The organism is Hylemonella gracilis str. Niagara R, assembly GCF_000600295.1.
GTDB lineage: Bacteria > Pseudomonadota > Gammaproteobacteria > Burkholderiales > Burkholderiaceae_C > Hylemonella > Hylemonella gracilis_A.
Map to the genome: position 1 here is coordinate 2798755 of NZ_JEMG01000001.1, position 20320 is coordinate 2819074.

Sequence of the window (20320 nt, forward strand, 5' to 3'; positions counted from 1 at the left end):
CCGACGACCGACACGACACCCCAGGAGACTTACATGGACATGCGAGCGAGCAGGCTGAAGCTGGTGATGGTCGGCAACGGCATGGCCGGCGTGCGCAGCCTCGAGGAACTGCTGAAGCTGGCGCCCGATCTCTACGACATCACCGTCTTCGGCGCCGAGCCCCACCCCAACTACAACCGCATCCTGCTCTCGCCCGTGCTCGCGGGTGAACAGCAGTTGGAAGACATCGTGCTCAACGACTGGGCCTGGTACGAGACAAACGGCATCACCCTGCACGCAGGCTGGACGGTCACGGAGATCGACCGACGCCAGCGTCTCGTGCACGCCCGTAACGCCCAGGGCGAAACGCGCAGCGCCCCTTATGACCGGCTGATCCTCGCGACCGGCTCGAACCCCTTCATCCTGCCCGTACCGGGCAAGGACCTGCAAGGCGTGCTGGCCTACCGCGACATCGCCGACACCGAGGCCATGATCGCCGCCGCCGCGCAATACAAGCACGCCGTCGTGATCGGCGGCGGCCTGCTGGGCCTGGAAGCCGCCAACGGCCTGATGAAACGGGGCATGGAAGTGACCGTCGTGCACGTCGCGCCCTGGCTCATGGAACGCCAGCTCGACGACGTGGCGGGCAAGATGCTGCAGAAATCACTCGAAGACCGGGGCATGAAGTTCCTGATCGGCGCGCAGACCCAGGAACTCATTGGCAACTCGGTCGGGCGTGTCACGCGGGTGAAGTTCAAAGGCGGTGATGAGCATCCCGCCGACCTCGTCGTGATGGCCGTGGGCATCCGCCCCAACACGGCGCTGGCCGAGCAAACTGGCCTGCACGTGAACCGGGGCATCGTGGTCAACGACACCCTGCAGACCACCACCGACCCCCGCATCTACGCCGTGGGCGAGTGCGCGGCGCACCGCGGTATCGCCTACGGCCTGGTGGCGCCGCTGTTCGAACAGGGCAAGGTGCTGGCCAACCACCTGGCGCAATACGGCATCGGGCGGTACACGGGTTCACTCACCTCGACCAAGCTCAAGGTCACCGGCATTGATCTGTTCTCCGCCGGTGACTTCATGGGAGGCGACAACACCGAAGAGATCGTCTTGAGCGATCCCGCAGGGGGCGTTTATAAAAAATTGGTGCTCAAAGACGACAAGTTGGTCGGTGCCTGCCTCTATGGCGATACGGTGGACGGCAGCTGGTACTTCAAACTGCTGCGCGACGGTCGCAACGTGGCCGACCTGCGCGACAAGCTGATGTTCGGTGAATCGAACATCGGTGACGCCGGCCATCAGGGGCAGTCGCGCGCCATGGCCATGGCCGATGGCGACGAAGTCTGCGGCTGCAACGGCGTGAGCAAGGGCACGATCTGCAAGGCCATCAAGGAAAAGGGCCTGTTCACCCTGGACGAGGTGCGCAAGCACACCAAGGCCAGTGCCAGCTGCGGCTCCTGCACCGGCCTGGTGGAACAGATCCTGATGTTCACGGCCGGCGGCGATTATTCGGCCACGCCCAAGACCAAGGCCCTGTGCGGCTGCACCGAGCACGGGCACCAGGCGGTGCGCGATGCCATTCGGCAACACAAGTTGCTGACCATTCCCGAGGTCTATCGGCACCTGAACTGGAAGACACCCGACGGCTGCGCCACCTGCCGGCCTGCGGTCAATTACTACTTGCTGAGCACCTGGCCCAAGGAAGCCGTGGACGACCCACAGAGCCGCTACATCAACGAACGCAGCCACGCCAACATCCAGAAGGACGGCACCTACAGCGTGATCCCGCGCATGTGGGGTGGCGAAACCACGGCCGACGAACTGCGCCGCATCGCCAACGCGGTGGACAAGTACAAGATCCCCACCGTCAAGGTCACCGGCGGCCAGCGCATCGACCTGCTGGGCGTGAAGAAGGAAGACCTGCAAAACGTCTGGAACGACATCGGCATGCCCAGCGGCCACGCCTACGCCAAGGCCCTGCGCACGGTCAAGACCTGCGTGGGCAGCGAGTGGTGCCGCATGGGCACGCAGGACAGCACCCAGATGGGCAAGGACCTGGAACGTGCGCTCTGGCGCATGTACGCGCCGCACAAGGTCAAGCTTGCGGTCAGCGGCTGCCCGCGCAACTGCGCCGAGTCCGGCATCAAGGACGTGGGCGTGATCGGCGTGGACAGCGGCTGGGAATTGCACATCGCCGGCAACGGTGGCATCAAGACCGAGGTGGCCCAGTTCCTCTGCAAGGTCAAGACCGCCGCCGAGGTGCTGGAGTACAGCGGCGCCTTCCTGCAGCTCTACCGTGAGGAAGGCTGGTACCTGGAGCGCACCGTGCACTACGTGGGCCGCGTTGGCATGGACTACGTCAAGAAAAAGATCCTCGACGACCACGAGGGCCGCAAGGCCTTGTGGGAACGCCTGCAGTTCGCGTTGGACGGAGAACCCGACCCGTGGTTCGAAGCCGACAAGGCCCGCGTGGACCAGCGCCAGTTCATCCCCATCCAGGTCGAAAAGGCCACGGCCTGACGCAGGCCCAACTCGCGTAGCCCACCCATCTGCCATGAACATGAACCAATGGACCCCCATCTGCCAGGTCGAGGACATCCCTCGGCTGGGCGCGCGCCGCGTCGAACGCCCCCAGGGCATGGCCGTGGCGCTGTTTCGCACGGCGCAGGACGAGGTGCACGCCCTGCTGGACCGCTGCCCGCACAAGGGCGGGCCGCTGTCGCAAGGCATCGTTTTCGGCGCCAGCGTGGCCTGCCCGCTGCACAACTGGACCATCGAATTCGCCAGCGGATGTGCCCGCGCGCCCGATGAAGGCAGCACACAGCGTTTCGCCGTCATGGTGGACAACGGCCTCGTGCACCTGGACGCGAACGAACTCGCCACCCTGGCGCTGGACATCGCGCCACCTGTGGCCGGTCCTTGCCTGCGCAAGTCGGCCTGCGCCTGAACGCCACCCTGGGGACGCAGCATGCCCAGAGAGACTCGCTCCACCTGCCCCTACTGCGGTCTCGCCGCTTCGCGGCGCGCCCGCCGGGCGAGCATTGGAAACGCCTACGTCGGGGCAGAGTCATCGTGAAAGCAACTCGCTCCACCTGCCCCTACTGCGGCGTGGGCTGCGGTGTGATCATCGAGAGCGAGGGTGATCTGATCACCGGCGTGCGCGGTGATCCGGAGCATCCGGCCAATTTCGGGCGCCTGTGCTCCAAAGGCTCGACCCTGCACCTGACGGCCACGCCCGAGATCACGCGCCAACAGCGCCTGTTACAACCCCTGCGGCGCGCACAACGCGGCGATGCCCCCGAAGCGATCGGCTGGGACGATGCGCTGGACCAGGCCGCCACGCGCTTCGCTGGGGTCATCGAGGCGCATGGCCCGGACGCCGTGGGTTTCTACATCAGCGGCCAATTGCTGACCGAGGACTATTACGTCTTCAACAAGCTGGCCAAGGGCCTGATCGGCAGCAACAACATCGACACGAACTCGCGCCTGTGCATGAGCAGCGCCGTGTCGGGCTACAAGCTGACGCTGGGCGCGGACGCACCGCCTGCCTGTTACGAGGACATCGACCACGCCGGCTGCCTGTTCATCGCGGGCAGCAATACCGCCTGGGCCCACCCCGTGTTGTTCCGCAGGATTGAGGACGCGAAGCGTCGCAATCCCGCGCTGAAAATCGTCGTGGTCGATCCGCGCCGCACCGACACCGCGAGCAGTGCAGACCTCTTTCTGCAGATCCAGCCCGGTACCGACGTGGCGCTGTTCCACGGCATGCTGCACCTCATGCTGTGGGAAGGCTGGACGGATGCCGCCTACATCGCCGCGCACACGAACGGTTTCGAGGAACTCAAGGCACGGGTGCGCGAATGGACGGCGGACCGGACCGCGCAGGTCTGCGGCATCAGCAAGGAAGCACTGGCGCAAGCCGCGCGCCTGTTCGCCACGGGTGGTGGGGGCAACGGCGAACCGCAGCACCGGCAGCCCACCCTCAGCCTCTACTGCCAGGGCTTGAACCAGAGCAGCAGCGGCACGGCCAAGAACGCGGCCTTGATCAATCTGCACCTGGCCACGGGCCAGATCGGCAAACCTGGCGCTGGCCCCTTCTCGCTCACGGGCCAGCCCAATGCCATGGGTGGGCGCGAAGTGGGCGGTATGGCCAATCTGCTGTCTGCCCACCGCGACCTGGCCAACCCCGCGCACCGCGCCGAGGTCGCCGCGCTCTGGGGCCTGCCATCGGTGCCCGACCAGCCCGGCAAGACCGCGGTGGAGATGTTCCAGGCCGCCGCCGACGGTGAGATCAAGGCACTCTGGATCGCTTGCACCAACCCCGCGCAGAGCATGCCCGACCAGGCCACCGTGCGCCGCGCCCTGCAACGCGCCGAGTACGTGGTCGTGCAGGAAGCCTTTGCCACCACGGCCACCTGCGACTTTGCCGATCTGCTGCTGCCCGCCACCACCTGGGGCGAGAAGGACGGCACCGTCACCAACAGCGAGCGCCGCATCAGCCGCGTGCGCCCCGCCGTGTCAGCGCCCGGCCAGGCCCGGCACGACTGGCGCATCGCCGTGGACTTCGCGCGTCGTCTGCAAACCAAGATGCAGCGTTTGGGCTTCGGCCCGAACCACGACCTCTTTCCCTACAACGACCCGCAATCCATTTGGAACGAGCACCGCGAGAGCACACGCGGGCGCGACCTGGACATCACGGGCGTGAGCTACCAACAACTTGAAGAGGCGCCGCGCCAGTGGCCGTTCCCGGACGGCGCCGCGACAGGCCAGGCGCGACTCTACGAGGACGGTCGTTTCCCCACCACCGATGGCCGCGCGCGTTTTGCCGCGGTAGATTTCCAGCCGGTGGCCGAGGCGCGCGATGCTCGTTTTCCCTTCGCACTGACCACGGGCCGCTTGCGCGACCAATGGCACGGCATGAGCCGCACCGGCACCCTGGGCCGACTCTTCGGCCACGCGCCCGAACCGGCGGTGCAGCTGAACGCGAGCGACATGGCACGGCGCGGCTTGAAGGAAGGAGAGCTTGTGCACCTCACCAGCAAACGCGGCAGCATCGTCCTGCCTCTGCACGCCAGCGAGGACGTGGCCAGCGGCCAGGCTTACATGGCCATGCACTGGGGCTCGGAATTCCTCAGTGGGCAAGGCAGCGCCGGCCTGCCCCTGGCCGGGGTCAACGCACTCACGACCTCGGCCTTCGATCCCGTCTCCAAGCAGCCCGAACTCAAGCACGCGGCGGTCAAGGTGCTCAAGGCCGATCTGCCCTGGACACTGCTTGGCCTGGCCTGGTTGCCGCCCGAACGCGTGGGAGTGACTCAGGCGGCGCTGCGCCGCCTGATGAGCCGCTTTGCCTACGCCAGCTGTGTGCCCTTCGGCCATGACAAGACCGGCCTGCTGCTGCGCGCGGCCGCAGACGCGCCGGCGCCGGATGAGCTGCTGGTCGAGATCGAGGCCCTGCTGGGCTTGGACGTCCAGGGCGTGCTGCGATACGCGGACCGCAGGCGCGGCCAGCACCGCGCCCTGCTGCTGCGCCGGGACGCGGAGCAAGCGGCTGGACCGACCACGCTGCAGGCTCTGCTGCTGGGCGGCGACACCCGCGCCGAAAGCTGGTTGCGCGCCTTGTTGCAGCAGGACATGCCGGTGCAGGCCTACGGCCGTCTGCTGCTCATGCCCGGCGCCCAGGCACCGGCCGCGCTCGACGCCACGCGCCCGGCCACGCGCCAGGTCTGCACCTGCTTCAACGTGAGCGAGGACGTGATCACACAGACTTTGATGCAATGCAGCGGCGACGAGCGCGAACGCCTGACTGCCCTGCAGCAGCAATTGAAATGCGGCAGCAACTGCGGCTCCTGCGTGCCCGAGTTGCAGCGCCTGGTGCGCCGCACGCCTGTGGTGCCATCCGCCTTGCAAGCGCTTGAAAAGATCACATAAGTCGTCGTCCCCCTGCCACAGCCGCCGTCTGCTTCGCCCCATGTCCACACCGCGCTTCTCCACCCCCACCGCCACCCCGAGGGCCGCCGTCCCCCTGCTGATGCCCGGGACCCCAACACACGGCGTGGCAGCGACAACACCCGCAGCTCTGACAACCACGGCCACATCACCACGCCCGCAGGACATCTCCATCGTCAACCTCGCGGCGCGTCAGCGCATGCTGTCGCAACGCCTGATCCTGCAAATCCTGCTGGCCGCGCGCGGCGATGGGAAGCGGCTGGACGACGCACGCCGCACCTTGCAGCTTTTCAGCGAGAGCCACCAGCGGCTGAGCGGTGCGGCCACCGGGCTGGCCGCCGCCGAAGCCCGCCGCATCCACGAGACCTACCAAGGCCCGGCGGGCGTGGGACCCGTCATTGATGCGTTCATGCGCCTGGTGCGCGATGCCATCGATGGCATCGCGCAAGGCAGTACAGCAGCGCCCGAGGCCATCGCTCAGTTGGTCGAACAGACCGACCGCATCCTGGCCGCGCTGGACACGGCGACGACGACCTTCGACGACATCACCCGCAGCCGCTCTGGGGCCATGCTCAAGGAGCTGGTCAGCATCGTGGGCGATATCCAGGGCGTCGCCAAGGAGGCCAAGATCGTGAGCTTCAACGCCCAGGTGATGGCCGCCCGCGCGGGCCAGCATGGGCGTGAATTCGCGGTCGTCGCCAATGTGTTGTCCAACATCACCGACGTCATCGACGGTCTCACACGCAAGGCCGCGGTGCTCGCCGAGCAGCGCCACACTTTCGCGGCCTGAGCCCGATCGGGGTTCGGATCGGTCCAGGGCTAAACTTCCGGCCATGCTGGCTCCCCTACTCGCAATTTGCCTCGGTGCCTGCCTCGGCGCGTTGGCGCGTTGGCAACTCGGTCTCTGGCTCAACAGCTCCGGCTCACTCCTGCCCTGGGGCACACTGGCCGCGAACCTGATCGGCGGTTATCTGGTCGGGGTCTGCGTGGCTGTTTTCCAGGCCCTGCCGCAGCTGGACCCGGCCTGGCGCCTGCTGCTCGTCACAGGTTTCCTGGGCGCGCTGACCACGTTTTCCAGCTTCTCCGCCGAGGTGGTGGACATGCTGCTGCAGCAACGGTATGCCCTGGCCCTGGGCACGGCGGTGCTGCACCTCGCCGGTTCGCTGCTACTGACCGTCGTCGGCATCCAGAGCGCGAAATGGGCCCTGGCCCTCACCGTGGCCCGCGCCGCATGAACCCGCCACCGATGTCACACCCCGACCGCATCGAAGGCCGTGTCTATCTGGTCGGCGCCGGCCCCGGCGACCCGGAACTGCTGACCCTGCGCGCCGCGCGCATCCTCGCGCAGGCCGACGCCCTGGTCTACGACAACCTGGTGTCCGACGGCGTGCTGGCCCTGGCCAACCCGGCAGCGCAGCGCATCTACGCCGGCAAGCGCCGCAACGAACACACGCTGCGCCAGGAGCAGATCAACACCCTGCTGGTGCAACTGGCCCGCGAAGGCCGCCAAGTCGTGCGCCTCAAGGGCGGCGACCCCTTCATCTTCGGGCGCGGCGGCGAAGAGATGCAGAAGCTGGCCGAGTCCGGCGTGCCTTTCGAGGTCGTGCCCGGCATCACGGCGGCCAGCGGCGTGGCCTGTTACGCGGGCATCCCGCTCACGCACCGCGACCACGCCCAGAGCTGCCTCTTCGTGACCGGCCACCTGAAGAACGTCCAGGGCGCCGCTGACGCCGCATCGGACGGCGCGCGCGGCCTGAGCCAGCTCGACCTGGACTGGGCCGCGCTGGCACGCCCCCAGCAGACCGTGGTGATCTACATGGGCCTGTCGGCCCTGCCCGCCATCTGCCGCACGCTGATCGAACACGGCGCGCCGCCCACGCGCCCCATCGCCGCCGTGCAGCACGCGACGCTGGCGACGCAGCGCGTCATCACCGGCACCCTGGCCGACCTGCCGACGCAGCCTGGTGTGCAGGACCTCCGTTCGCCCAGCCTGTTGATCGTGGGCGACGTGGTGACCCTGCATGGCGCGCTCGACTGGTTCGACCCCCGCAGCGGCGCGGCCATGCGCCTGACCCACGACGACCTGCAACTGCCGCCGTCCTTGTCCCATCCAGGAGCCTTCTCATGAGCGCCGCGCTCGACTACCTCGTCCAGGCCCGCCCCGAGGCCATGACGCACTACTTCAGCTTCCTCAAGGACGCGGGCAAGCACCTCGACCCCAAGACACGCAACCTGATTTCCGTCATCACCAAGGTGCATGCGCAGACCGAGCGCGGCCTGAAGCAGTACCTCAGGCGCGCGTTGCGCGAGGGCTGCAGCGCCGCCGAAGTGATCGACGCGCTGCTGATGGCCTTTCCCGCCCTGGGCCTGACGAAGATTGTCTGGGCCACGGACGTGATCCTGTCCATGAACCTGCCCGAGTTCACGCTTGAGGCTCTGCAAGGCAGCCCGGCAGGCGCGCCCCAAGGCGGGGAGGTGGCAACGAAGGAGGAGCCGCGCTGGCGCTCGGTGATGGCGCTGGACGAGTTGCCCGACGGTCAAATCCGACGCGTGGATTGCGAGGGCCGAGGCCTCTTTCTTTACCGCGAGGGTGAGGTCGTGAAGGTCTATGACAGCCTCTGCCCCCACAACGCGACCAACATTCCGGAACTCGCACTGAACCGGGCGAGCAAGAAAGGCATCACGCTGACCTGCCCCAAGCATGAATGGGAATTCGACGTGGTCAGCGGTGACTGCATCAGGAAGGGCGACACGCCACTCACCCGTCTGGAGAGCCAGGTGGAGGCCGGCCACATCCAGGCACGCTGGTAAGCCGCCAGGCTGTGGCACCATCACGGCCCCGCAACTCCCCGCCCCATCATGTTCCAACGTGCCGAAACCGACCGCCAGGCCCTGCTGCAAGCCCTGGTGCTCGGTGTCTTGCTCTCGCTTGCCGCCCTGCTGGCCGCCTGGCTGACGCGTGACCAGGCCATTTTCTCGCTGCTGCCGCCCGGCGGCGCCGCGCCCGACATGCGGCCCGAGCAGCGCTTCGACCTGCATGTCACCTTCTTCACGATCTGGGCGACCATCGCCCTGGTCACGCCGGCCCTGTGCCTGTTCCCCTTCATCCGCGGCTCGGCCGTGGCTTGGCGTTACTGGCTGGCCTTCTGGACCGTCTCACTGTTGGCCTTCGCCATCCACTTCTATTGGGCCGTGGTGCTGGTCTTCGGCAACGACTGGTCGCGCATCCTCGACACCCCGCGCGTGAGCGCCCCCCGCCTGGACACGGTGTTCGCGGTCTGGTGGGTGGCCGACGTGCTGCTGGCCTGGTTCCACCGCAGCGACGCACTGTGGGTGCGCACCCAGCGCCTGCTGGTGCACCTGCTCGCCTTCATCCTCTTCTTCATGGGTGCCGCGCGGGAAGGTGAACTGCCGCTGTCGCGCGCCATCGGCTACGCCATGGCCGCCGCGGTGCTGGTGGCCTTGCTGACCTGGCTGTGGCGCCTGCGGCCTGGTGCACGCCAACGCTGATACCCGTCAAAGCCTGGGCTCGCTATGGGCCCGGGCTGCCTAGACGTCACGCCTTCTGGTTTGCTGGGAATCGGCGCAGCACCACGCCGAACAGCAGCAGCTGCGCGAGCAGGCCCGCCAGCGAGGCGCCTAGCATCAGCAGCCCGAGGTTGACCGGGCCCTCATGCGACACCAGACCCACGCCATAAGCGGCCAGCGCGCCCAGCAGTTGTTGGGTCATGCCTGCCACGGCGGCGGCCGAGCCGGCCAGCGCGGGCACCAGACTGACCGTGCCCGCCAGCGCGGGTGGCGTCAACAGGCCATGGCCCACCCCGATGAAAACCAGGGGCAAGGCAAAGGCCAGCGGGCTACGCCAGCCTGCCCAGGCCAGCCCCAGCAGAAGTGACAAACCGAGCAGCACGGCACACTGGCCCACGGCCATCAGGCGCCGCTCGCCCCAGCCGTCCACCAGGCGGGTGGTCAGCAGATTGCCCAGCACATAGGGAAAGGGGATGGCCATGATGTACCAGCCCACCTGCTGTGGTGCCACGCCATACCCTGCAAGCACGATGGGCGCGCCGGAAAGAAAGCAATAGAACGCCGCCGTGGTGGACGCCAGCACCACCACGTAGAGCAGGAAGGCCGGTTCACGCGCCAAGCGCGCATACGAATTGGCCAAGGTCCGTAGCCAATGCCGGGGCGCGTCCTGCGCAGGTACACCGGCTGACGCGGCGCGCACCGGCCGACCGGGCGGAATGTCCCGCCAGGCCATGATCCAGGCCAGCAGCGCCAACGCGGCCAGCAGCACGAAACCCCAGCGCCAGCCAGCCTGCACATGGATGTAGCCCCCCAGCAGCGTGGCCAGGGGCGGGCACAGGCCCATGACCATGCCTATGTAGGCCATCACACGCGGACGCTCGTGACCGGCGAACCAATCCTGCACCAAGGCTCGGCCCACCACCATGCCGGCGGCCGTGCCCGCGCCCTGCAGGGCACGCGCCGCGATGAGGGTGGCCAGGTTGGGCGCCAGGGCCGCGAGCAAGGAACCCAGCACCGCCAGCGCCAAGCCAAAGAGCAGCACAGGCTTGCGACCCAGGCGGTCCGACCAGGGGCCGTAGACCAGCTGCAGGCTGCCGTAAGCAGCCACGTAGGCGCTGAAGCTCAGCTGCACGGTGGCTTGGCTGGCACCAAACTCATGCGCCCAGTCCGGCAGAGCCGGCAGGCACAAGGTCATGGCCACCAGGCCGAAAGCAACCTGCAGCACCAGATTGGCGGTGCGCCCCCGGGGCGGGGCAGCAGAAGTCACCATGCTCAGCCGATCACCGAATGAAACAGCCGGCGCGGCGACGTTGGCCCACCGGCCATGCCGGGGCTGGACAAGCGGCCCAAGGGCATCAAATCAGGCCTTCGGCCTTCAGCGCCGCCTGCACCGCCGGACGCGCTGCCACGCGGGCCATGTAGGCGGTGAGGTTGGTCAAGGCGCTGATGTCGAACTTGACCAGGCGCGCCCAGTTTGCAACGGTGTACAGGTAGGCGTCGGCCACGGTGAAGTCAGCGCCCATCAGGTAGTCCTTGCCCGCGAGCTGCTGGTTGACCCAGCCCAGGCGACGCTCCAGGTTGGCGCGCGCAATCGCCTTGGCCTCCTCGGGCATGGCCGGATTGAAGAGCGGGCTGAAAGACTTGTGGACCTCGGTGCCGATGAAGGTCAGCCAGCTCTGCAGGCGGTAGCGCTCCATCGTGCCGTTGGCCGGAACCAACTTCTTCTCGGGCTTCTGGTCAGCCAAGTACTGGACGACGGCAGGCCCCTCGGTCAGAACCTCGCCGCTGTCGAGCTGCAGGGCAGGCACGTACCCCTTGGGATTGATGGCCAGATAGTCCGAGCCATCGGGCAGCTTCTTCGCCTTGGTGTCCACGGCCACGGCCTCGTAGGGCAGGCCCAGTTCCTCGAGCACGATGTGGGGGGAGAGGGAGCAGGCGCCGGGCTTGAAGTAGAGTTTCATGAGTCGTAGTGTGTGGGTGTAGGGAGAGAAAAGAACGGCCCCAGCCTCTGGCGGCTTGGGCGCGCGGCGGAAAGCGCCAAGTGTAGGCAAATCCGCCCGCCCCGCGCATGCGCGAGTGGCACAATCCGCGACCTTCGCGGCGCGGCCCAGCCTCTATCGGTACCTCCTCATGCCTGCGCTCAAAACCGATCATGCCTGCCGCCCCGCTGTTTCCTTCGCATACTTCACCCTCACCGCGCATGACCCGCACGCTCACCGGCACCCTCGGCATCGACTTCGGCACCTCCAACTCCGCCATCGCCTGGGCCGAACCCGCAACCCAGGCGCGGCTGATCCCCTTGGAACAAGGCGCGACGGCCATGCCGACGGCCGTGTTCTACAACAACGAGGATCTGAGCACGCACTTCGGGCGTGACGCGCTGACACAGTACCTGGAGGGCACGGAGGGACGGCTGATGCGCTCGCTCAAGAGCCTGCTGGGCAGCCCCTTGCTGCAAGAGACCACGACGGTGCACAACCGCGCGCTGAGTTACCAGGACATCATCGCCACCTTTCTGTCCACGTTGCGCGAGCGCGCCGCGCAGGCCTTGGGTGCAGCCCCCACTCGCGTGGTGCTGGGCCGGCCCGTGCATTTCGTGGACGACGACCCGGCGCGTGACGCCCTGGCCCAGCAGTCGCTGCTGCAGGCCGCGCATAAAGTGGGCTTCGAGAACGTAAGCTTCCAGTTGGAGCCGATCGCCGCCGCGCTGGACTACGAACGGCGCCTGGACCGGGAAAGCACCGTGCTGGTGGTGGACCTGGGCGGTGGCACTTCGGACTTCACCGTCGTGCGCCTGGGGCCTCAGCGCATTCAAGCGTCCGATCGCGCAAGCGACGTGTTGGCCACCACCGGCGTGCACATCGGTGGCACGGACTTCGACCACAAACTCAGTCTGGAACAAGTGATGCCCCTGCTGGGCTATCGCCACATCGGACCCCAGGGGCGAGAGGTGCCCAGCCGCATCTTTTTTGACCTCGCGACCTGGCACCTGATCCACTGGCTCTACCAGCCCCGCGCCATCGCCGAGGCCCAGGCACTCTGGACCAATTACGCCGACGCGCGCCTGCACCAGCGCCTGATGCGCACACTGCGGGAGCGCCACGGCCACCGCATCGCCCATGCGGTGGAGCAGGCCAAGATCCGCTGCTCGCTGGAGGACCGCGACACGGACATGGACCTCTCAGAACTGGAGCCGGAGCTCACCGCACCGATGACGGTGGGTGCGATGCGGGATCAGCTCAGGGCCTTGCTGGCGCGCACCGTGGCCTGCGCCCGCGACTGCGTGCGCCAGGCGGGCGTGGGCGACGGCGCGCTCGCGGCCATCTACCTCACCGGCGGGTCCTCCGCCCTGCGGCCCTTCCAGCAGGCCTTGCAAGCGGAGTTCGCGGACGTGCCGCTGGTGGAAGGGGATTTGTTCGGCGGGGTGGCCTCGGGACTGGCCTACGGCGGCGGGGTCTGAGACACGCAGCACTCGCGCGGCTGCCTTGAGACCAAGGACCGACGCGACCTGAGCGGCGCATCGGCCGCGCGCCCACTGGACTGGGACGGTTGCTATTTACACCGGCGAGGGATGTTTGCTCAAGGCCTCGCGCACGATGGGAAGCAAGGCCTCGGCCCGGCCGGATTCGATGGCGGCCGCCAGTTCACGGCGCATGCGCGCTTCCCAGAACTTCTGGATGTGATTGGCGATGCCCTCCAGCGCCTCGGCCCGGTCGGGCATGGCCGCGAAGAAGGTGCCGATCTGGTTGGCCATGCGGATGAGGTGGTCGAGGTTCATGATGAGGTCTCACAAAATGATTCTTTGGGGATGGCTGTACACGGACAGGTCCTGGCCACGGGCGAAACCCAGCAGGCTGAGCCCACAACCCTGAGCCATGTCAATGGCCAGGCCCGTCACACCGGACACGGCCGCCAGCAAGGCCACGCCTGCGCTGGCGGTCTTTTGCACCATCTCGTAGCTGGCTCGGCTGCTGACGATGATGAAGCCCGCGCCAGGCTGCGCCGCCCTCGCAGGCGCACCCGGTCGGGACAAGGCACCGATCAGCTTGTCCAGCGCGTTGTGGCGGCCCACGTCCTCGCGCAGCAACATGATTTCACCATCCGCCGCGCACCAGGCCGCCGCGTGCGTCGCCCCCGTGATGCCCAGCAGACGCTGGCGTTCACGCATCTGACCCAGGGCGGCGGACACCGCCGCAGCCTGGAACACGTTCTGCGCATCGGCCGGCAACGCCGTAGGCGCACGCACGGCCTGTTCCAGGCTGTCCGTGCCGCACAGACCACAACCCGTGCGCCCGGCGAGGGTGCGACGGCGCTCCTTCAGACGGGCGAAGCTGGCCGAGGCAATGTCCAGGTTCACCGTGATGCCCGTCTGCCCTGCGCAGGACACGTCAGACTGGGTTTCGATGCCGTAGACCTGCGCCGGACTGTCGACGATGCCTTCGCTCAGGGAAAAGCCGAGGGCGAAATCTTCCAGGTCCGCCGGCGTGGCCAGCATGACCGCGTGGGAAATGCCGTTGTAGACCAGGGCCACGGGGCATTCCTCGGCCACCCAGTCCTCGCCATGGAAGACCTGCCCATCGTGCAGGCCCGAGACCGGAACCTTGCGGGCATCCTTCGGCAGCGCCTCGGCGCGCGGCAGGGTTTGCGGGGGCAGGTCGTGCAGCTTCATGCCTGCATTGTCCGGCAAACTTACTTGCCCACCACCTCAGCCTGCGCGGCCTGCAAGTGCTGCAACTGCTCGCGGTTAAAGCGCTCGTAGCCTTTTTGCCACTCGGAAGGCTGCGTCACAGGCAGAACCTGCACCGCCGTCACCTTGTACTCGGGGCAATTGGTCGCCCAGTCGGAGTTGTCCGTGGTGATCACGTTGGCACCCGACTCGGGGAAGTGGAAAGTGGTGTAGACCACGCCCGGCTGCACCTTGTCGGTGACGATGGCGCGCAGCACGGTTGAACCCGAACGGCTCTGGATGCCGACCCAGTCGCCGTCCTTGATGCCACGGTCCTCGGCGTCTTGCGGGTGAATCTCCAACCGATCCTCGCTGTGCCAGTGCACGTTCTCCGTGCGGCGGGTCTGCGCGCCCACGTTGTACTGGGACAGGATGCGCCCGGTCGTGAGGATGAGCGGGTACTTGGGCGTGACCTTCTCGTCGGTCGGCACGTACTGGGTGATGATGAACTTGCCCTTGCCGCGTACGAAGCTGCCGATGTGCATGGTCGGAGTGCCTTCGGGCGCCTCGTCGTTGCACGGCCACTGCACGCTGCCCAGCTTGTCCAGCTTGTCGAAACTCACGCCCTTGAAGGTCGGCGTCAGCGCGGCGATCTCGTCCATGATCTCGCTCGGGTGCTTGTAGTTCATCGGGTAGCCCAGGGCGTTGGACAGCATCTGCGTCACTTCCCAGTCCGCGTACTTGGCCTTGGGCGGCATCACCTTGCGCACGCGCGAGATGCGGCGCTCGGCGTTGGTGAAGGTGCCGTCCTTTTCCAGGAACGATGCGCCGGGCAGGAACACGTGGGCGTACTTGGCGGTTTCGTTCAGGAACAGGTCCTGCACCACCACGCATTCCATGGACTCCAAGGCATGGGCCACGTGTTGGGTGTCCGGATCGGATTGCACCGGGTCCTCGCCCTCGCAGTACAGGGCCTTGAAGCTGCCGTCCACGGCGGCGCCCAGCATGTTGGGGATGCGCAGGCCGGGCTCGGCGCGCAGTTCCACGTTCCAGGCGCTTTCGAACAGGCTGCGCGCGGTGCTGTCCGACACATGGCGGTAACCCGGCAGTTCGTGCGGGAAGGAGCCCATGTCGCAGGAGCCCTGCACATTGTTCTGGCCGCGCAGCGGGTTCACGCCCACACCCTCGCGACCCACATTGCCGGTGGCCATGGCCAGGTTGGCGATGCCCATGACCATGGTCGAACCCTGGCTGTGCTCGGTCACGCCCAGGCCGTAGTAGATGGCCGCGTTCTTGCCCTTGGTGGCGAAGAGTCGCGCCGCGCCGCGGATCTGCTCGGCTGGCACGCCGGTGACAGCCTCCATCGCCTCGGGCGAGTTCTCGGGCTTGGCCACGAAGTCACGCCACTCATTGAAGGACTTCATCTCGCAGCGCGCCTTGACGAACTCCTCGTCCACCAGGCCCTCGGTCACAACCACGTGCGCCAGCGCGCTGATGATGGCGACGTTGGTGCCCGGCTTGAGCTTGAGGTGGTAGTCCGATCGGATGTGCGGGCTCTTGACCAGGTCGATCTGGCGCGGGTCCACCACGATCAGCTTGGCGCCAGCGCGCAGGCGCTTCTTCATGCGCGAACCGAACACCGGGTGGCCATCGGTCGGGTTGGCACCGATCACCATGATGACGTCGCTCTTCTCCACCGACTTGAAGGTCTGCGTGCCGGCGGATTCCCCCAGCGTCTGCTTCAGGCCGTAGCCGGTGGGTGAGTGGCAGACACGGGCGCAGGTGTCCACGTTGTTGTTGCCAAAGGCCGCACGCACCAGCTTTTGAACCAGATAACCTTCCTCGTTGGTGCAACGCGAGGACACCAGCGCGCCCACCGAATCACGGCCGTACTTGGCCTGGATGCGTTTGAACTCGCTGGCCGTGTAGTTGATGGCCTCTTCCCAGCTGACCTCCTGCCAGGGATCGTGGATGCTCTTGCGAATCATCGGGCTCGTGATGCGGTCCTGGTGCGTCGCATAACCCCAGGCGAAACGGCCCTTGACGCAGGCATGTCCTTCGTTGGCCTTGCCGTCCTTCCAAGGCACCATGCGCACGACCTCGTTGCCCTTCATCTCGGCCTTGAAGCCGCAACCCACGCCGCAGTAGGCGCAGGTGGTGATGGCACTGTGCTCGGGCTGGCCCAGCTCGACCACGCTCTTTTCCTGCAGGGTGGCCGTGGGACAGGCTTCGACGCAGGCGCCACAGCTCACGCACTCGGAGGCCATGAAAGGCTCGTCCTGGCCGGGCGAGACGCGGCTGTCGAAACCGCGGCCGGAAATCGTCAGCGCGAAAGTGCCCTGCGTTTCCTCGCAAGCACGCACGCAGCGGTTGCAGACGATGCACTTGCTCGCGTCGTAATTGAAATAGGGGTTGGAAAAGTCAATCAAGGGCTTGCTCTCGCCCTTGAAGTGGTTCGCACCCGCGTCGGCGCCCTGGCCGTAGCGCACCTCGCGCAGGCCGGTCACGCCGGCCATGTCCTGCAACTCGCAATTGCCGTTGGCCGAGCAGGTCAGGCAGTCCAGCGGGTGGTCGCTGATGTACAGCTCCATCACGTTCTTGCGCAGCTCCTGCAGCTTGCTGGTCTGCGTGTGCACCTTCATGCCGTTCTCGGCGGGCGTGGTGCAGCTGGCGGGGAAACCGCGGCGGCCTTCCACCTCCACCAGGCAGAGGCGGCAGGAACCGAAGGGCTCCAGACTGTCGGTGGCGCAAAGCTTGGGCACTTTCACACCCGCGTCCACCGCGGCGCGCATCAGCGACGTGCCCTCGGGCACGGTGACGGACTGGCCGTCAATCTCCAGCGTGACCTTTTTCTCGGACTCACGCAGGGGCGTGCCGTAATCGATTTCGAGCTTCAGATGGTCGAGCATGGTGCGCTCCTTCAAAGGTTCGGTGGTCCGGGACTCAGGCGGCTTTCTTGTCCGGGTTGGACAAGCCGAAATCCTGCGGGTAGTGGTTGAGGGCGGACAGCACCGGGAACGGCGTCATGCCGCCCATGGCGCAGAGCGATCCGTTGACCATGGTGTCGCACAGGTCGCGCAGCAGCTTGACCTGCTGTGCCTTGACCTCGGTCTTGCCCTGGCGATCGGCCTCGGCGAGGCGGTCGATGACTTCCACGCCGCGCGTGGAGCCGATGCGGCAGGGCGTGCACTTGCCGCACGATTCGATGGCGCAGAACTCCATGGCGTAGCGCGCCAGCTTGCGCATGTCGGAGGTGTCGTCGTGCACCACGATGCCGCCATGGCCGACCGTGGCGCCCACAGCCGTCCAGCCTTCGTAGTCCATGGGCAGGTCCCAGTGCTGCTCGGGCACGTAGGCGCCCAGCGGGCCACCGACCTGGATGGCCTTGACCGGCCGGCCGCTGGCCGTGCCGCCGCCGTAATCGAACACCAGTTGACGCAAGGTCACGCCAAAGGCCTTCTCCACCAGGCCGCCATGCTTGATGTTGCCCGCGAGCTGGATGGGCAGCGTACCCTTGGAGCGGCCCATGCCGTAGTTGGCGTAGAAGGCCGCGCCCCGCGCCAGGATGATGGGCACGGAGGCGTAGGTGATCACGTTGTTGATGACGGTCGGCTTGCCGAACAGGCCTTGCAGCGCGGGAATCGGCGGCTTGGCGCGCACGATGCCGCGCTTGCCCTCGATGCTCTCCAGCATGGCCGTTTCCTCGCCGCAGACATAGCTGCCCGCGCCCTTGCGCACTTCCAGGTGGAAGGCCCGGCCCGAGCCCAGCACGCTGTCGCCCAGGAAACCCGCCTTGGTGGCGCGCGCGATCGCCTCGTTCAGGTTGGCGATCGCGTGCGGATACTCGCTGCGCACATAGATGTAGCCGCGCGTCGCCCCCGTCGCCATCGCGGCGATGGTCATGCCCTCGATGAGCATGTAGGGGTCGCCCTCCATGGTCATGCGGTCGGAGAAGGTGCCCGAATCGCCCTCGTCCGCGTTGCAGACCACGTATTTCTGATCAGCCTGGGCCGCGGCCACGGTCTTCCACTTGATGCCAGCCGGGAAGGCCGCGCCGCCACGGCCGCGCAGGCCCGAATCCAGCACCTGTTGCACCACGTCGGTCGGCTTGATCTCGAGCGCCTTGCGCAGTCCCGCGTAGCCTTCGTGCGCCTGGTAATCCTCGAGCGAAACGGGATCGGTGATGCCCATGCGGGCGAAGGTCAGGCGCTCCTGGTTCTTGAGGTAAGCGATTTCCTCGGTCAGCCCCAGGCCCAGCTTGTGTTCGCCGCCGTTGTGGAAACCCGCGTCGAACAGGCCGGGCACGTCCTCGGCCTGCACCGGGCCGTAGGCCACGCGGCCTTTCTTGGTCGTCACCTCGACCAGCGGCTCCAGCCAGAACAGGCCACGCGAGCTGTTGCGCACCAGCTCGATGGCGATGTTGCGTTTCTTCGCCTCGGCCAGCAGGGCGGCGGCGGTTTCATCAGCGCCCAGCGCGAGGGCGGCCGAATCGCGCGGCACGTAAATCTTCACGGCGGTGCTCATGCGGCCTCCTTCAGTTGCGCCAGCAGTCGGTCAAACTTGGTGGGTGTCACGCGCGCGTGGAACTTGTCCTGAATCTGCACGGCGGGGGCGGTGGCGCACAGGCCCAGGCAATACACCGGCTCCAGCGTCACGTTCTGGCCGGCGGCCTTCTTGCTGGCGTGTTCCCACAGCGCCTCGGAACCGCAGGACTGGCAGGCCTCGGCCCGGCAGACTTGGACCACGGCGCCCTGGGCGGGCTCGCTGCGGAAGTGGTGGTAATAAGTGATGACCCCATGCACCTCGGCACGGGAGAGGTTCAAGGCCTCGGCAATGTCGGCCACGACATCGGCGGGGATGTAGCCCAGCTGGTCCTGGATGTCATGCAGGATCGGAAGCAAAGCGCCGGGTTGTTGGCTGCGCGCGTCGAGCACCGCGCGCACCGTCGCTCTCTGCTGAGGGGTGGAAGGTACGGTCCGGGCTGCGCCCGTGGTCTTGTTCATGCTTGCCTCGCTCGGTCTGACCCTCAGGAATGGACGGGTCGGTGCGATGAGTTTCATCGCGGAACCGATCAATGGCAAATTTGTTTAGGACATGCTTTGATTCATTCGGTGAATGTATCGATTTGGTTTTCTGCGACCCTTGCGAATGAGAATCCATTTCAATCGTCTTGGCGACCCAGGGCGGGTGCCGGCAGATCATCAGAACGCACCCGTTGCAGGTGCGCCCCTAGGCTTCGTCAGGATGCCGTGAGGCCGAACGCCACGGGGTCGACGTGCGCGACTGAACGGAAGGCCGGGCGCGCGAACAGATAACCCTGCATCAGGCGTATGCCAGCGTCGCGCAGGAAATCTCGTTCGGCCGGGGTCTCGATGCCTTCCGCGATCAGTGCTATGCCCATGTCCGCGCACAAGGCCACCATGCTGCGCACGATCGCCTGGCGCGGCTTGTCGACCTGCACGCCCCGGATCAGGTCCATGTCCAGCTTGATCAGGTCGGGCTGGAAATCGGACAGCAACTTCAAGCCCGCGTAACCGGCGCCGAAATCGTCGATGGCGGTCATGAAGCCGCAGCGCTTGTACTCACGCAGGATGTCGGCGAACCACGGTCCATCCTCGATGCGCTCGCCCTCGGTCACCTCGAAGATGATGCGTTGCACGGGGAAACCATGGACTCGAGCGGCCTCCACGGTCGTGCGGATGCAGAGCTCGGGCTTGTAGATGGCGTTGGGCAGGAAGTTGACCGAGATGGACTCGGCGATGCCCAGCTCGCTGGCCGCCTTGATGGCCTTGACCCGGCAGGCCTGGTCAAAACGGTAGCGGTTGTGCTCGTTGACCTGGGCCAGCACGCTGGCCGCGCCTTGCCCCTCCGGGCCGCGCACCAGCGCCTCGTGTGCAAAAACAGTCCCTGCATGGACATCCACGATGGGCTGAAAGGCATAGTCGAACTGGAAACCCACCCGTTCGGCCTTGCCGCAGTCCTCGCAATCCCGCGCGGTGCCCGCCAGCGGCACGAAGTCCAGGGGGAAAGTCGGATTGAAGTCATGGACTCGGTCTTCACGCATGCGGCCATTGTGACAGGAGGCAGGACGATCGGCACGCCACCCCAGGGACTGCCCGCACAGGTGTGACAGATTGTCGATTTGCGTATACCCTTGTACGCACCTCCCCAATTCATGACCAACGTCAAGGCCGA

Annotated in this window: 17 protein-coding genes; 9 read left to right on the forward strand and 8 right to left on the reverse strand. The window is 66.7% G+C overall.

All coding sequences use genetic code 11. The features are described 5' to 3' along the window. Window positions 1-33 precede the first annotated feature (33 nt). From nirB to AZ34_RS12870, 8 genes are all read left to right on the forward strand, one after another. A complete protein-coding gene (gene nirB, locus AZ34_RS12835; protein WP_419670215.1) occupies window positions 34-2505 on the forward strand; it encodes a nitrite reductase large subunit NirB in 2472 nt (823 codons plus the stop codon). Between the two features lie 40 nt (window positions 2506-2545). Beyond that, on the forward strand, window positions 2546-2932 hold the full coding sequence (gene nirD / locus AZ34_RS12840; RefSeq protein WP_051509800.1) for a nitrite reductase small subunit NirD: 387 nt from the start codon (window positions 2546-2548) through the stop codon (window positions 2930-2932). A 125-nt stretch (window positions 2933-3057) separates the two neighbouring features. Beyond that, window positions 3058-5913 carry a nitrate reductase gene (locus AZ34_RS12845; protein ID WP_035608658.1) on the forward strand — a complete coding sequence of 952 codons (2856 nt, stop codon included), beginning with the start codon at window positions 3058-3060 and terminating at the stop codon, window positions 5911-5913. Window positions 5914-5953: 40 nt separating this feature from the next. Next, on the forward strand, window positions 5954-6721 hold the full coding sequence (locus AZ34_RS12850) for a type IV pili methyl-accepting chemotaxis transducer N-terminal domain-containing protein (protein ID WP_035608661.1): 768 nt from the start codon (window positions 5954-5956) through the stop codon (window positions 6719-6721). 43 nt (window positions 6722-6764) lie between these two features. After that, entirely contained in the window at window positions 6765-7166 is a 402-nt protein-coding gene (gene crcB, locus AZ34_RS12855; RefSeq protein WP_035608662.1) for a fluoride efflux transporter CrcB, read from the forward strand. 11 nt (window positions 7167-7177) lie between these two features. Continuing rightward, complete coding sequence (gene cobA / locus AZ34_RS12860; protein ID WP_197026550.1) at window positions 7178-8059, forward strand: uroporphyrinogen-III C-methyltransferase; 882 nt, start codon at window positions 7178-7180, stop codon at window positions 8057-8059. Next, window positions 8056-8742: a Rieske 2Fe-2S domain-containing protein gene (locus tag AZ34_RS12865; protein ID WP_035608664.1), complete on the forward strand. Its 687-nt coding sequence runs from the start codon at window positions 8056-8058 to the stop codon at window positions 8740-8742. Before cobA ends, AZ34_RS12865 begins: the two co-directional genes overlap by 4 nt. Window positions 8743-8790: 48 nt before the next feature. Next, complete coding sequence (locus AZ34_RS12870; RefSeq protein WP_035608669.1) at window positions 8791-9441, forward strand: hypothetical protein; 651 nt, start codon at window positions 8791-8793, stop codon at window positions 9439-9441. Between the two features lie 46 nt (window positions 9442-9487). Here AZ34_RS12870 and AZ34_RS12875 read toward each other — a convergent pair whose 3' ends face one another. Both AZ34_RS12875 and gstA read right to left on the reverse strand, forming a co-directional pair. After that, window positions 9488-10729, reverse strand: a complete 1242-nt coding sequence (locus AZ34_RS12875) for a Bcr/CflA family efflux MFS transporter (protein ID WP_035608671.1) — start codon at window positions 10727-10729, stop codon at window positions 9488-9490. 85 nt (window positions 10730-10814) lie between these two features. Beyond that, window positions 10815-11420 carry a glutathione transferase GstA gene (gstA, locus tag AZ34_RS12880; protein ID WP_035608673.1) on the reverse strand — a complete coding sequence of 202 codons (606 nt, stop codon included), beginning with the start codon at window positions 11418-11420 and terminating at the stop codon, window positions 10815-10817. 239 nt (window positions 11421-11659) lie between these two features. On the opposite strand from gstA, the gene AZ34_RS12885 reads away from it, so the two are divergent. Continuing rightward, complete coding sequence (locus AZ34_RS12885) at window positions 11660-12919, forward strand: Hsp70 family protein (RefSeq protein ID WP_035608675.1); 1260 nt, start codon at window positions 11660-11662, stop codon at window positions 12917-12919. 96 nt (window positions 12920-13015) lie between these two features. Here AZ34_RS12885 and AZ34_RS12890 read toward each other — a convergent pair whose 3' ends face one another. The 6 genes from AZ34_RS12890 to AZ34_RS12915 form a co-directional block, all read right to left on the reverse strand. Next, a complete protein-coding gene (locus AZ34_RS12890; RefSeq protein WP_035608677.1) occupies window positions 13016-13237 on the reverse strand; it encodes a formate dehydrogenase subunit delta in 222 nt (73 codons plus the stop codon). 9 nt (window positions 13238-13246) lie between these two features. Further along, window positions 13247-14128 (reverse strand): formate dehydrogenase accessory sulfurtransferase FdhD, encoded by an 882-nt coding sequence (fdhD, locus tag AZ34_RS12895; protein WP_035611695.1) that lies wholly within the window; start codon window positions 14126-14128, stop codon window positions 13247-13249. 20 nt (window positions 14129-14148) lie between these two features. Further along, window positions 14149-17034: a formate dehydrogenase subunit alpha gene (gene fdhF, locus AZ34_RS12900; protein ID WP_035611697.1), complete on the reverse strand. Its 2886-nt coding sequence runs from the start codon at window positions 17032-17034 to the stop codon at window positions 14149-14151. Between the two features lie 34 nt (window positions 17035-17068). Next, window positions 17069-18649: a formate dehydrogenase beta subunit gene (locus AZ34_RS12905; protein ID WP_035608678.1), complete on the reverse strand. Its 1581-nt coding sequence runs from the start codon at window positions 18647-18649 to the stop codon at window positions 17069-17071. Next, window positions 18646-19128, reverse strand: a complete 483-nt coding sequence (locus AZ34_RS12910) for an NAD(P)H-dependent oxidoreductase subunit E (RefSeq protein WP_051509803.1) — start codon at window positions 19126-19128, stop codon at window positions 18646-18648. The genes AZ34_RS12905 and AZ34_RS12910 overlap by 4 nt, the downstream gene beginning before the upstream one ends. A 236-nt stretch (window positions 19129-19364) precedes the next feature. Continuing rightward, on the reverse strand, window positions 19365-20189 hold the full coding sequence (locus tag AZ34_RS12915; protein ID WP_081767209.1) for an EAL domain-containing protein: 825 nt from the start codon (window positions 20187-20189) through the stop codon (window positions 19365-19367). Window positions 20190-20320: the final 131 nt, after the last annotated feature.